Genomic DNA, 13,471 nt, shown 5'->3' on the forward strand with positions numbered 1-13,471 from the left:
GTGGGCCCATGCCCCGGTACGAGTTCCGCTGCCGCGCCTGCGGCGATACCTTCGAGGTCAACCGACCGATGGCCGAGGCCGGTGCGCCGGCCGACTGCCCGCAGGGTCACGCCGACACGGTCAAGCTGCTGTCCACCGTGGCGGTCACCGGCCGTGGGGGCGGCTCCGCCGCCGGTGGCGCCCCGGCGGGTCCCGCGGGTGGTGGTTGCTGCGGCGGCGGCTGCGGCTGTTGACCTGACCGGGTCGGCTGCCGGCCGCGCCGCAAGCGGCCCGATGTAACGGTCCGACGCACCGGTGCGCCGAGATCAGTGACCCCTTGGGTCCGATATCGCCCGACCGTTCTTACGATGCGTGACCGGTCGACCATAGGGCAGCATGAACCCGACGTCAGGGGTGGAGGTCCACGCATGTCGCCACGGATGCACCTCCCGAGCGGTTGGGTGACCTTCGTCTTCACCGACATCGAAGGTTCCACCCGGCTGGCCCAACTGCTCGGGTCCGACTACCGCCCGGTGCTCTGGGAGCACCGCCGGCTGCTGCGCGACACCCTGGCCGAGACCGACGGCGCGGAGCTGCTGACCGAGGGGGACTCGTTCTTCCTCGCCTTCCCGGACGCGTCGGCGGCGCTGACCGCCTGCCTGACGGCGCAGCGGGCGCTGTCCACCCACGACTGGCCCAACCCGGAGGCCGCGCCGAGGGTGCGGATGGGACTGCACACCGGTTTCGCCGAGCCCCGCGACGGTGAGTACGCCAGTCCCGAGGTGCACCGGGCCGCCCGGGTGGCCGCCGCCGCGCACGGCGGGCAGGTGCTCTGCTCGGCGTCGACCGCACGGCTGGCCGACCCGCTGCCCGCCGGGGCCACCCTGATCGACCTGGGCCTGCACCGGCTGCGCGGCTTCGACGACCGGGAACGGCTGTTCCAGCTCGTCGCGCCGGGGCTGGAGCGGCAGTTCCCCCGCCCGAACACGGCCGAGGCGCTGGCGCACAACCTGCCCACCCAGGTCACCTCGTTCGTCGGCCGGGACACCGAGCGGGTGGAGCTGGATCTGCTGATCCGCCGGCAGCGGCTGGTCACGGTGGTCGGCGCGGGTGGGGCCGGCAAGACCCGGCTCGCCGTCGAGGTGGCGGGCGGCCAGGTGGAGGCGTACCCGGACGGGGTGTGGTTCGTCGACATCGCCACGGTCACCGACCCGGGGCTGGTGGCGTTCGCGATCGCCGCCGTGCTCGGGGCCCGGCCGGAACCGGGCCGCCCGATCCTGGACACCCTGGTCGAGTACGCGGCCGTCCGGCGGATGCTGGTGGTGCTCGACACCTGTGACGCCCAGCCGGCGGCCTGCGCCGAGGTGATCTCCCGGCTGCTCGCCGGGGGCAGCGGGCTGCGGGTGCTGGCCACCAGCCGGGAGGCGTTCGGCCTGCCCGGCGAGGTGGTGTGGCGGATTCCGCCGCTGGCGGTCGACCCGCAGCCGGGGCGTACCGAGAGCGACGCGGTGGCGCTGCTGCTGGACCGTACGGCGGCGGCCCGGGGCGGCCGGCCGCCGGAGTGGACGGAGGCCGCCGACCTGCGCCGGGTGGTGCAGCGGCTGGACGGGTTGCCGCTGGCGATCGAGCTGGCCGCGGCCCGGTTGCGGGTGCTCTCCGCCGGCCAGTTGGCGGCCCGGCTGGACGACATGCTGGGCACCCTCGACGCCGGCCGGGGCGTACCCGAGCGGCCCCCCGAGCGGGGCTGGGCGGGCAACCAGCAGGACACCGTCGACCTGGTCGCCGCCGCCTCGGGCCAGACGCCGCCGAGCGCCGCGCACCGGGCGGTGCAGCGGTCGGCGACCGAGCGGCACCTCACCATGCAGGCCACGGTCACCTGGTCGTACCGGACGTTGGGGCCCCGTGCGTCCCGGCTGCTGCACTGGTTGGCGGTCTTCACCGGGCCGGTGGACCTGGCGACGGTGGAGTGGCTGATCGGTGACGACCCGCTCGATCCGCTGTCGGTGCTGGTGGACAAGTCGATGGTGCTGGCCGAACCGCACGCCTCGGGCAGCACCTACCGGATGCTCGACCCGATCCGGGCGTACGCGGCGCGCCGGCTGGTCGAGACCGGCGAGGAGCAGGCCGCCCGGGACCGGCACGTGGCCTGGGCGCAGCACGCGCTGCACCGGGCCCACCTGGGGGCGGACGGCCGACCGGTCACCCTGTCGCTGTACGCGGTGGACCCGCTCGCCGGTGAGCTGCGTTCGGCGCTGCGCTGGTCGGCCACCGGGGGCAGTGCGCGGGCCGGGCTGCGGCTGGCCGGTGGGCTGGACCAGTGGTGGCGGGAGCGCGGGCTGTCCCGGGAGGCCCGGCTGTGGCTGTTCCGGCTGTACGGGCGGATCGCCGAGACCGGCGAGGCGATCCCCGAGGCGGAGCTGGCGGCGGCGTACCACCTGCATTCGCTGCACGCCGGCGCGGACGGCGAGTTCGCCGAGGAGCTGCGGTTCTCGCAGCGCGCGGAGGCGGCGGCCCGGCAGGCCGGCGACGCGGGGCTGCTGGCCCGGGTGCTCGCCGGGCGGGCCGTGCCGCTCGTCGACATGGGGCAGTTCACCGAGGCGGAGCGGGTCTGCCGGGAGGTCATCGACTGGGCCAACGAGCAGGAGGTCGGTGGGGACGCGTTGCTCGCCGTCTACCACCTGGCCGAGCTGCTGTGGCGGCGGGGCGCGCTGGTCGAGGCGGCGGAGCTGCTGGGGCGGGCCCGGCCGGTGGAGGCGGCCCGCCCGGTGGAGCGCGGGTGCCGCTCGGTGGACATGCTGCTGGGCATGGTGGCGCTGGCCCGGCGTGACCTGGTGGCCGCGCACGAGCACCTGCTGGTGGCGTTGCGGGCCCGGATGGGGCACGGCTACCACGGTCGGGCCTGCGACACGGTGAACGCGGTGGCGGTGCGCTGCGCGTTGGGCGGGGAGCCGTTGACGGCGGCCCGGCTGTTCGGTGCGGCCCAGGCCACCCGGGCCCGGCTGCGCGGCACCCCGGGCATCTACGGCACGTACTGGCTCCAGCAGCAGGCCGAGCTGCGGCGCATCCTCGGCGACGCGGCCTTCGACGCCGCGTACGGCGAGGGCGGTGAGCTGGGCCTGGAGGAGGCGGCGGCGTTGGCGTTCGCGGTGGAGCACCCGGACCTGGCGGCCGACTCGATCCGGTTCCGGGCGACCGGCGTGGTGACGCCCCGGCCGGTCCCCCGCCGCGAGGCGGACCGCCGGGAGGAGTGGGCCTGACCCGCCGTGCCGTCCGGGGTCGCCGGACGGCACGACGGTCGGGTACCGGTGCGGGCGACGGTCAGCCGCGCCGGGCGGCGGCCCGCTCGGCGTCGGCCTTCATCCGGGCGGCCCGGTCGAGGTCGGCCTGCGAGACGGCGGCGACCGAACCGAAGATGCTGACCGCCTGGTAGTACGTCCAGGCCAGGCTGGTGCAGGCCGGCCGGACGACGGAGTTGTAGGTGGCGCAGACCCGCTTCAGGTCTTCGTAGAAGGCGCTGTCCAGGCGGGCCTTGTTGGCCGAGAAGATCCCCATCGCCTTGTGGTTGCGGTAGCCGAAGTCGTGTCGGTAGCAGGCGAGGTTGAAGGTGAAGCCGAGCGGGTTGTCCGGGCTCGACGAGCAGTAGTCGGTGGACCAGTCGAAGCCGTAGGCGGCCCAGGCGGCCTGGTTGAGGCGGCCGGCGTTCCAGGCGTTGTAGCTGCTCGCGCTGGTCTGGGTCCAGCTGCTCAGCACGCTGAGCTTCTGCGAGGTGCTCACCGCGGCGGACGCGGGTGAGCCGACGCCGAGCACGCTGAGCAGGGCGAACGTGCCGGCGGCGAGGGCGGTGGCGAGACGACGGGACAAGTTTTCCTCCGCGGGGTGGGCGGTGCGGTGGGGTCGCCGGTTGGTCACCGGAGTTCGATCAGTCTCGATCTACTTCCCGTCGCCGGGGCGTGGCGGAGGCGACGTATTGGTGACATACGTCGAAACAGACGAATGCCCCGGGCGCGCGGGCACCCGGGCGTCCGTGGGCGATCAGCGCACCACCCGGGCCGGCGAGGCGGCGCTCTCGTTCCACGACCGGTCCAGCGCGGTCACCTGGTAGGTGTACGCCCGACCGGGCTCGGCGGTGCCGTCCACCCAGGACTGCTGCTGCCCCGGGGTGGCCCGGACCGTGCCGAGCAGGTGCGCGGCGTCGGCCCGGCCGCACCCGTCGACCGGGCCGGACCCGTCGAACCGGTAGACCGCGTACGAGGTGGCGTCAGCGAGCGGGCCCTTCCCGCCCGCCGGCTGCCGCCAGCGCAGCCGCACCCCGTCGGCGGTGCGCTCGGCGCGGGTGAGCACCGGGCGCAGCAGCGGCTTCGCCGGCAGGTGCGCCATGGTCGGCACCAGCGCCGGGCGGGAGTAGTGCGCGGCGGCGTAGCGGCTCGTCGCGCCCAGCCGGTCGGCCCGTACCTGCACGGCCGAGAAGTGCACGTTGCCGAGCACCTCCGGGTACGCCCGGTTCAGCGTCAGGTGGTCCGACAGCTCCTGCGGGTTCATCCAGTACGTGCCGTAGGCCGGGTCACCGCTCTTGTAGTCCGCCTGGCCGATGTAGAGCTGCACCCGGGTGCCGCGTACCGTCTGCGCCCACCAGGGCACCAGTCGGGCGTAGTCGGCGGCCGGGTACTGGCCGATGTACCAGTAGAGCTGCGGCACGACGTAGTCGATCCACTCCTGCTTGACCCACCTGCGGGTGTCGGCCGAGATGATGTCGTACGACTGGCTGCCGGTGGTGTCCGAGCCATTAGGGTCGGCGCTGGCGTTGCGCCAGATGCCGAACGGGCTCACCCCGAACCGCACCCACGGCTTGACCGCCTTGATCCGCCCGCCCATCTCCTGGATGAGCAGGTCGATGTTGTCCCGCCGCCAGGCTGCCCGGTCGGTGAACCCCCGGTGGTACGCGGCGAACGTGGCGTCGTCGGGCACCTGGTAGGTGCCGCTCGGGTAGGGGTAGAAGTAGTCGTCGAAGTGCACGCCGTCGAGGTCGTACCGGCGGACCGCGTCGAGTATCGCGGTCTGGACGAACTCGCGGACCTGCGGGACGCCGGGGTCGTAGTAGAGCCGGCTGCCGGCGACGCCGGCCGGCGGGTAGGCGAAGGTCCACTCCGGGTGCTGCCGGGCCGGATGGTCCGGGGCGAGCTGCCCCAGGTCGGCGCCCGCGCCCCCGGGTGCCGGCATCGAGATCCGGTACGGGTTGAACCAGGCGTGGAACTCCAGGTTCCGCAGGTGTGACTCGGCGACCAGGAAGGCCAGCGGGTCCCAGCCCGGGTCCTGCCCCCGTACCCCGGTCAGGTACTCCGACCACGGCTCGTACGGCGACGGCCAGAACGCGTCGGCGGTCGGGCGGACCTGCACCACCACCGCGTTGTGGTGCAGCCGCTGCGCCAGGTCGAGCCAGCCCCGGTACTCCGCCTGCTGGGCGGCGATCCGGTCGGGGGCGGTACGGGAGCCCGCGCTCGGCCAGTCGATGTTCACCACCGACGAGATCCACATGGCCCGGAACTGCCGCTTCGGCACCGCCGGATCGACCACGCAGGCGTCACCCGGCCCGCCCGTCGCGGCACCGCCCCCGCCGGTGGCCACCGCCGCCCCGGTCCCCGCGCCGGTGGCTGCCGCCGCCGACCCGGTCACCCCGAGCCCGCCGACCACCACCAGCACCAACCCGACCACACCGATCCCGAGCCTGCGCACCACACTCTCCCTTCTCCGGTCCCGCCCCCACCCACCCGCCTCCCGCTGCCGTCCTCCCCGCCCCCTCCGTCCGGCCCCTCCGCCCCTCGCCCCTTCCCCTCCGGCATCCCGCCCCGTGTCGCCCCGCCCCGGTGATCAAGAGCTTTGCGTCAGTCGATCAAGAGGTTTGCGTCAGCCGACGCGCCGGGATTGACGTAAACCTCTTGATCACCGGGGGCGGGCGGGGGAGGGGCGTGCGGGGGAGTGGGTGGGGGAAAGGGGTGGCGGGAAGTGGCGGGGTGGGTTGGGGGATGGGAGGAAATTTTCATACTCGGGGGTGGTGGTGCAAGGGGTGGGCGGGATGGGAAACGGGTGGACGGTGACCGAAAGTGGTTATCGAGGGACTGGGCGTGGATGCGGTGGGGTGATTGGGGCGGGCTTGGGGTGGGTAGCAACGCCCGGCACCGGCCGTCAGCAGGGCGGTCGCGGTGGTGGGAGGGGTGAGCGCAGTGTCCGTGCTGCGAACCAAACCGATCAGGGACGTGGTTGCCCAGGGCAACGCCGACGGCAGTGACGGCACCCCCGGTCTGAAACGACGACTCGGGGCCCGCGACCTCACCGGCTTCGGCATCGGCATCGTGATCGGCACCGGCATCTTCACCCTCACCGGCATCGAGGCGCGCGACAGCGCCGGCCCGGGTGTGGTGATCTCGTTCGCCATCGCCGGGGCGGTCGCCCTGCTCGCCGCCCTCTGCTACGCCGAACTGGCGTCCAGCGTGCCGACCGCAGGCAGCGCCTACACCTACGCCTACGCGACGATGGGCGAGATCGTCGCGTGGATCATCGGGTGGGACCTGCTGCTGGAGTTCGCGCTCGGCGCGGCGGTGGTGGCCCGGGGCTGGTCCGGTTACCTCGCCGAACTGTTCGGCCTGCCGAGCACCTGGTTCGCCGAGGAGGGCAGCGTGGTCAACCTCGGGGCGATCGGCATCGTGCTGCTGCTCGGCGTCGTCGCCATCGTCGGTATCCGCGAGTCGGCCCGGATCACCAACCTGCTGGTCCTGGTGAAGGTCGGCATCTGCGTCTTCGTCGTGGTCGCCGGGTTGTTCTTCGTCAAGGCGGCCAACCTCACCCCGTTCATCCCACCGGCCGAGCCGGCCGGCGCCGGCGACGACGGGATCAAGCAGCCGGTCACCCAGGCGCTGTTCGGGTTGGAACCCTCCGTCTTCGGTTTCGTCGGGGTGCTCACCGCCGCCGCCGTGGTCTTCTTCGCGTACACCGGCTTCGAGGCGGTGGCGAACCTGGGTGAGGAGACCCGGCGGCCCAAGCGGGACCTGACCCTGGGTCTGTTCGGCACCCTGCTGATCTCCACCACGCTCTACATCGCCGTCTCGCTGGTCGTGGTCGGCATGGTGCCGTACGCCGAGATCGACCGGGGTGCCCCGATCGCTGCGGCCTTCAACGCGGTCGGTGCCGGCTGGGCCGGGGTGCTCGTCTCCATTGCCGCCGTCGCCGGCCTGACCAGCGTGATCCTGGTCGACCTGGTGGCCATGGGCCGGATCGGCTTCGCCATCTCCCGGGACGGCCTGCTCCCGCCCGCCGTGGCGAAGATCCACCCGCGCTGGGGGACGCCGTACCGGATCTCGGCGGTGATGACGGTCGCGGTGGCGCTGCTCGCCGGGTTCCTGCCGCTGTCCGCCCTGGCCGACCTGGTCAGCATCGGTGCGCTCTGCGCCTTCATGATCGTCTCGATCGCGGTGCCGATCCTGCGCCGCAGGCGCCCCGACCTGGAGCGGCCGTTCCGGGTCCCGTTCTCCCCGGTGCTGCCGATCTTCACCGCGCTGGCCTGCCTCTACCTGACGCTCAACCTGTCGGTCGAGACCTGGATCAGGTTCCTGGTCTGGATGGCACTCGGCATCGTCATCTACTTCTGCTACGGCTACCGGCGCAACCGCCTCGCCGTCCGGGAGGCCGAGGAACGCGTCGAGGAACCCGCCTCCGCCTGACCGTCCGCCGGGTGCCGGCCGGGACCACCGGCCGGCACCCGCCCCGCCGTCGCCGGACCCGGCGGGGTCAGGGGCGCGGCGCGAAGCGCAGCAGGTTCCAGGAGATCCCCGGCAGGCGTACGGCGCAGCGGTCGCCGTCGACGGTGCCGGTGGGCAGCTCCCGGGGGGTCACCCGGTCCGGCTCGGCCTCGGTGTTGACCGCGTCCGGGTCGTCCCCGGCGACGAGGGCGAGGTGCTGCACCGGGTGCAGCCCCGACAGGCCCCGCAGGTCGAGATCCAGGGGGAGGTCCTCGGTGCCCCGGTTGACCGCGAACACGGTCAGCGCGCCGGACTCCTCGTCGTGCAGCGCGACGGTGTCCAGCACCGGCACGTCGCCGTACCGCTTCGTGGCGTAGTGCGGCGAGACCGGCTCGGTGCGCAGCACGGTGCCCGTGGCGTACCGGGCGGTCAGGGCGAACGGGTGGAAGATGCTCTGCCGCCAGGCCGGCCCGCCGGTGCGGGTACGGATCGGCGCGATCACGTTGACCAGTTGCGCCTGGCAGGCCACGCCGACCCGGTCGGCGTGCCGGAGCAGGGTGATCAGCAGGTCGCCGACGACCACCGCGTCGACGGCCGTGTAGTCGTCTTCGAGCAGTTCCGGCGCCTCGACCCAGCCGCGCCGGTCCAGGTCGGCCTGGACGCGGGACTGGTACCAGACGTTCCACTCGTCGAAGGAGATCTTCAGCTTGCGGGTCTGCCGCAGCCGGGCGGCCACGTGGTCGGCGGTGGCGACGACCTCGCTGATGAACTGGTCCATGTCGACGGCCGAGGCGAGCAGGCTGGCCCGGTCGCCGTCGGTCGGGTCGTAGTAGGTGTGCGCCGAGACGTAGTCGACCTGCTCGTAGGTGTGTTCCAGCACGGTCGCCTCCCAGGAGGCGAAGGTGGGCATGCCCCGGCCGGAACTGCCGCAGGCGACCAGGCTGATCGAGGGGTCGATCAGTTTCATCGCCCGTGCGGTCTCGGCGGCGAGCCGGCCGTACTCCTGCGCGGTCTTGTGGCCGACCTGCCAGGGGCCGTCCAGTTCGTTGCCGAGGCACCACAGCCGCACCCCGTACGGCTCCTTCGCGCCGTGTGCGCGGCGCAGGTCGGACAGCCGGGTGCCGCCCGGATGGTTGGCGTACTCCAGCAGGTCGCACGCCTCCTGCACGCCCCGGGTACCGAGGTTGACCGCCATCATCGGCTCGACCTGCGCGGCGGTGGCCCAGGTCATGAACTCGTCCAGGCCGAACGCGTTGGTCTCGATGGTCTTCCAGGCCAGGTCCAGCCGGCGGGGGCGGTCGTCGACCGGGCCGACGCCGTCCTCCCAGCGGTAGCCGGAGACGAAGTTGCCGCCGGGGTAGCGGACCACGGAGACGCCCAGTTCCCGGGTCAGCTCCAGCACGTCGCGGCGCAGGCCGAGCGGGTCGGCCCCGGGGTGTCCCGGTTCGTGGATGCCGCCGTACACGCAGCGGCCCAGGTGTTCGACGAAGGAACCGAAGAGCCGGCGGTCCGCCGGGCCGATCGTGAAGGCCGGGTCGATCGTCAACCGCGCTGCACGCACGGACCCACCTCTTCCCCTGAGCTGCTCGGAGCGACTACGGTCGATGCGCCGCCCCGCGTTTGTATACCGTTGTCGCCAACGTTGTAAAGGATCTGTCGCGCGCCACCGTCGGCCGGCGGACGCGGGAGGGAGCGGGGACGTGCGCCACCGCCTCAAGGACGTCGCCGAGCGGGCCGGGGTGTCGGTCAAGACCGTGTCGAACGTGGTCAACGGCTACCAGCACGTCCGCCCGGACACCCGGGCCCGGGTCGAGGCGGCCATCGCCGAACTCCGCTACCGACCCAACCTCTCGGCCCGCAACCTGCGCAAGGGGCGTACCGGCGTGATCGCCCTCGCCGTGCCGGAGCTGGACGTGCCGTACTTCGCCGAGCTGGCGCGGCACGTGGTGGCCGCCGCCGCCGACCACGGCTGGACGGTGCTCATCGACCAGACCGGCGGCGGCCGGGAACGGGAGAAGGTAGCCGCCGCCGGCATCGGCGACCACATGATCGACGGGCTGATCTTCAGCCCGCTGTCGCTGTCCGCCGACGACCTCGTCGGGCTGGAACTGCCGATGGTGCTGCTCGGCGAGCGGACGGACCACGGCCGGGCCGACCACGTGATGATCGACAACGTGACCGCCGCCCGGGAGATGACCGCCCACCTGATCGGTACCGGCCGCCGCCGGGTCGCCGCCGTCGGCGCGCAACACACCCCCGAGGGTGCCGGCGCCCGCCTGCGGCTGGCCGGCTACACCGCCGCCCTGGCCGACGCCGGCATCGGGTACGACGAACGCCTCGTCGCCGCCACGCCGGCCTGGCACCGCGCCGACGGGGCCGCCGCCCTGCGTCACCTGCTCGCCTCCGGTGCCCGCCCGGACGCGGTCTTCTGCTTCAGCGACACCCTCGCCCTCGGCGCGCTGCGCGCCCTGCACGAGGCCGGACTGCGGGTTCCCGCCGACGTCGCCGTCGCCGGCTTCGACGACATCGAGGACGGCCGGTTCAGCGTCCCCACCCTGACCACGGTCAGCCCGGACAAGGAACGGATCGCCCGGCTCGCCGTCGACCTGCTCGCCGGGCGGCTGGCCGGCGAGCGGGACGCGCCCGCCCGGGAGGTCACCGCCCCGCACCGGCTGGCCTTCCGGGAGAGCACCACCTGACCCGGCCGGGTCAGGCGTCCCCGGGTCAGTCGAAGAAGCGGGCCAGGTGGGCCGGGGACACCTGTGGCGCGTCGGCGGGCAGCGGGGTCAGGTCGGCGAAGATCGACGCACCGTCGCAGCCGGCGTGCAGCGGAAACCAGCGCGGGGTCCCCGGCGGGCGCTGACCGCACACCCCCTTGATCGTCTGTACGTCCAGCAGCCGGACGTGGGTCGGGTCGGCCACCGCGTTCACATGTCCCCACCAGGGGCTCATCACGTGCAGCACGCCACCCGGCCGGAGCACCCGGTGGCACTCGTCCACCAGCGGCAGGAAGTCGATCAGGTGCTCCAGGATGTGCACCGTGAAGATCACGTCGACGGAGTGGTCGGCCAGCGGCAGCGACCCGGACAGGTCCGCCACCGCGTCCACCCCGGGGGCCGGGAAGATGTCCAGCCCCAGGTTCGTCGGGTACTGCTTCTGACCGCCGCAGCCCAGGTCCACCACCACCGGGTCCCGACCGGCGACCCGCACCCGCCCCCACACGCCGTACACCCCGGCCAGCCGGCCGACCAGCTCGCGGACCAGCCGCAACTGCTCCGGTCCGGGCACCTCCCCGCTCAGGTGGGCGACCCCCCGGTCGAACCGCACCTCGACGCCGAGTCCGCGTAACCGCTCGTCGTGGTGGGCCTGCTCGGCCCAGGCCGCTTCGAGGAACCCGTCGAGCGCCCGCAGCCGTTCGGCCGAGGGCGGTGCCTGCGCCAACGCGACCATGGCCACCTCCCGCCGGCCGTTACCCGCTTCCCGGCCCGGCACACCACCCGATCCCGGTGCGCCGGCTCCGGCCGGGTCAGCCGCCGGCTCGTCGGGTGGGCCGGCCGACGGCCCGGATGCGCTGCCGGGGCGCACCTGCCGCCTTCGGCCGCTTGAGGTGGTAGCGGTGCAGCTCGTTGTGGCCCTCCAGGGACGGGTCCTCGCTCATCCCGACGAGTTCCCAGCCCTGGTCACCGGCCCGGTTCAGGTGCGCCAACGCGGTGTCGCCGTAGGCGGTGACGTCGGTCATCGAGCCGTCCGGGCCGTACCAGACGAAGACGACCTCCCAGCTGAGGTCGGAGGCGGTCGGCTGGCGACGGCGGACCAGCAGCGCGTACTCCCATCTGAGCATGACCCCATTGTCACCCGGCGGTCGGCGGGTGACGCCGATCAGTCCTCGGCGATCCGCCCGTCGGCGACCCGCAGCCGCCGGTCGACGCTTACCGCCTCCAGCATCCGCCGGTCGTGGGTGACCAGCAGCAGCGTGCCCGGGTAGCCGGCCAGCGCCGACTCCAACTGCTCGATGGCCGGCAGGTCGAGGTGGTTGGTCGGCTCGTCCAGCACCAGCAGGTTGACCCCCCTGCCCTGGAGCAGCGCCAGCGCCGCCCGGGTCCGCTCGCCGGGCGACAGGGTCACCGCCGGCCGCAGCACGTGCGCGGCGCGCAGGCCGAACTTGGCCAGCAGCGTCCGCACGTCCGCCGGTGCCTTCTCCGGTACGGCGGCCCGGAACGCCTCCAGCAGCGGCTGGTCGCCGAGGAACAGCCCCCGGGCCTGGTCGACCTCGCCGACCACCACCCCCGGGCCGAGCGCGGCGTGCCCGGCGTCGAGCGGCAGCCGGCCCAGCAGGGCACCGAGCAGGGTGGTCTTGCCGGAGCCGTTCGCCCCGGTGATCGCCACCCGGTCGGCCCAGTCGACCTGGAGGTTCACCGGCCCGAGGGTGAAGTCGCCCCGGCGGACCACCGCGTCGCGCAGCGAGGCCACCACCGCGCCGGCCCGGGGCGCGGCGGCGATCTCCATCCGCAGCTCCCACTCCTTGCGGGGTTCCTCGACCACGTCGAGGCGTTCGATCAGGCGCTCGGTCTGCTTCGCCTTGGCCGCCTGCTTCTCCGTGGCCTCGGTCCGGAACTTCCGGCCGATCTTGTCGTTGTCGGTGGCCTTGCGGCGGGCGTTCTTCACGCCCTTCTCCATCCAGGCCCGCTGGGTGCGGGCACGGGCCTCCAACGCGGCCCGGGTTTCGGCGTACTCCTCGAAGTCGGCGCGGGCGTGCCGGCGGGCCACCTCACGCTCCTCCAGGTAGGCGCCGTAGCCGCCGCCGTAGTGCCGGACCTGCTGCTGGGCCAGGTCGAGTTCGAGCACCCGGGTCACCGTCCGGGTCAGGAACTCCCGGTCGTGGCTGACCAGCACCGTGCCGGCGCGCAGCCCGGTGACGAACCGTTCCAGCCGGTCCAGGCCGGCCAGGTCCAGGTCGTTGGTGGGCTCGTCGAGCAGGAAGACGTCGTACCGGCTGAGCAGCAGGGAGGCCAGCCCGGCGCGGGCCGCCTGGCCGCCGGACAGGCCGGTCATCGGGTGGTCCAGGTCGACGGTGAGCCCCAACTCGGCGGCGACCTGCTCGGCGCGTTCGTCCAGGTCCGCCCCGCCGAGGTCGAGCCACCGCTCCAACGCCCCGGCGTACGCGTCGTCGGCACCGGCCGTGCCCGCGGTGAGCGCTTCGGTGGCCGCGTCCAGGGCGGCCCGCGCGCCGGTGACCCCGGTCCGGCGGGCCAGGAAGTCGCGGACGGTTTCGCCCGCCCGGCGTTCCGTCTCCTGCGGCAGGTAGCCCACCGAGGCCCCCGGCGGGCTCAGCGTGACGCTGCCCTCCTCCACCGGCTGCACCCCGGCCAGCGTGCGCAGCAGTGTCGACTTGCCCGCCCCGTTGACCCCCACCAGCCCCACCACGTCGTCGGGGGCGACGACCAGGTCGAGGTCACTGAAGAGCATCCGCTCCCCGTGCCCGGCGGCGAGTCCCTTGGCGATCATCGTGGCGCTCATGAGGCCCCGAGCCTAGCGCCCGCCGATCCGGGGCGGGGACGCCGCGCGGCCCGGCCCGCTGCCGCCCCGGCCGCAGATCGTGGAGAGTTCTTGCGGTCATGGCGACAAGAACTCTCCACAAACCTGTGCCCCCGCCGCCTTTGCCGGTCACCGCCGCCCGTCGCCACCGCCGGCAGGTCGCCCGGGTCGGCCGGTGGGTCGGGCCGGCAGCTCTCGTCGGTGGAAGGTGGGGGAGGGGCGGGAGG

Annotated in this window: 9 protein-coding genes and 1 pseudogene; 4 read left to right on the top strand and 6 right to left on the bottom strand. The window is 73.7% G+C overall.

The genetic code is table 11. The annotated features are described in order from the left end of the window. Positions 1 to 8 precede the first annotated feature (8 nt). Positions 9 to 233 carry an FmdB family zinc ribbon protein gene (locus B5D80_RS23630; RefSeq protein ID WP_088646118.1) on the top strand — a complete coding sequence of 75 codons (225 nt, stop codon included), beginning with the start codon at positions 9 to 11 and terminating at the stop codon, positions 231 to 233. Positions 234 to 407: 174 nt separating this feature from the next. Then, complete coding sequence (locus B5D80_RS23635; RefSeq protein WP_088646119.1) at positions 408 to 3,236, top strand: ATP-binding protein; 2,829 nt, start codon at positions 408 to 410, stop codon at positions 3,234 to 3,236. Between the two features lie 61 nt (positions 3,237 to 3,297). Here the strand turns inward: B5D80_RS23635 and B5D80_RS23640 are convergent, their stop codons facing one another. Next, complete coding sequence (locus B5D80_RS23640; protein ID WP_088646132.1) at positions 3,298 to 3,840, bottom strand: phospholipase; 543 nt, start codon at positions 3,838 to 3,840, stop codon at positions 3,298 to 3,300. Positions 3,841 to 4,011: 171 nt separating this feature from the next. Next, positions 4,012 to 5,709, bottom strand: coding sequence for a glycoside hydrolase family 10-like protein (locus tag B5D80_RS23645; protein ID WP_483869378.1), 1,698 nt, complete (start codon positions 5,707 to 5,709; stop codon positions 4,012 to 4,014). Between the two features lie 479 nt (positions 5,710 to 6,188). Here B5D80_RS23645 and B5D80_RS23650 point away from each other — a divergent pair, with 479 nt between their 5' ends. Further along, positions 6,189 to 7,691 carry an amino acid permease gene (locus B5D80_RS23650; protein ID WP_245854935.1) on the top strand — a complete coding sequence of 501 codons (1,503 nt, stop codon included), beginning with the start codon at positions 6,189 to 6,191 and terminating at the stop codon, positions 7,689 to 7,691. 67 nt (positions 7,692 to 7,758) lie between these two features. On the opposite strand, the gene arfA is transcribed toward B5D80_RS23650, so the two are convergent. Further along, positions 7,759 to 9,270 (bottom strand): arabinosylfuranosidase ArfA, encoded by a 1,512-nt coding sequence (arfA, locus tag B5D80_RS23655; protein ID WP_088646121.1) that lies wholly within the window; start codon positions 9,268 to 9,270, stop codon positions 7,759 to 7,761. A 139-nt stretch (positions 9,271 to 9,409) separates the two neighbouring features. Between arfA and B5D80_RS23660 the strand changes: the two genes are divergently transcribed. Continuing rightward, positions 9,410 to 10,408 (top strand): LacI family DNA-binding transcriptional regulator, encoded by a 999-nt coding sequence (locus tag B5D80_RS23660; protein WP_088646122.1) that lies wholly within the window; start codon positions 9,410 to 9,412, stop codon positions 10,406 to 10,408. A gap of 25 nt (positions 10,409 to 10,433) precedes the next feature. On the opposite strand, the gene B5D80_RS23665 is transcribed toward B5D80_RS23660, so the two are convergent. The 3 genes and pseudogenes from B5D80_RS23665 to B5D80_RS23675 form a co-directional block, all read right to left on the bottom strand. Beyond that, positions 10,434 to 11,159: a methyltransferase domain-containing protein gene (locus B5D80_RS23665; protein WP_088646123.1), complete on the bottom strand. Its 726-nt coding sequence runs from the start codon at positions 11,157 to 11,159 to the stop codon at positions 10,434 to 10,436. A 145-nt stretch (positions 11,160 to 11,304) separates the two neighbouring features. Further along, positions 11,305 to 11,550 (bottom strand): annotated as a pseudogene (locus tag B5D80_RS23670) (hypothetical protein); the annotation flags it as partial. Between the two features lie 38 nt (positions 11,551 to 11,588). After that, positions 11,589 to 13,226: an ABC-F family ATP-binding cassette domain-containing protein gene (locus B5D80_RS23675; RefSeq protein ID WP_088646125.1), complete on the bottom strand. Its 1,638-nt coding sequence runs from the start codon at positions 13,224 to 13,226 to the stop codon at positions 11,589 to 11,591. Positions 13,227 to 13,471 lie beyond the last annotated feature (245 nt).

The organism is Micromonospora wenchangensis (genome assembly GCF_002210435.1).
Lineage (GTDB): Bacteria > Actinomycetota > Actinomycetes > Mycobacteriales > Micromonosporaceae > Micromonospora > Micromonospora wenchangensis.

Coding starts and splice junctions, on each gene's coding strand:
- B5D80_RS23635 (WP_088646119.1), top strand. CDS start 408: ATGTCGCCACGGATGCACCTCCCGAGCGGTTGGGTGACCTTCGTCTTC.
- B5D80_RS23665 (WP_088646123.1), bottom strand. CDS start 11,159: ATGGTCGCGTTGGCGCAGGCACCGCCCTCGGCCGAACGGCTGCGGGCG.
- B5D80_RS23675 (WP_088646125.1), bottom strand. CDS start 13,226: ATGAGCGCCACGATGATCGCCAAGGGACTCGCCGCCGGGCACGGGGAG.
- B5D80_RS23630 (WP_088646118.1), top strand. CDS start 9: ATGCCCCGGTACGAGTTCCGCTGCCGCGCCTGCGGCGATACCTTCGAG.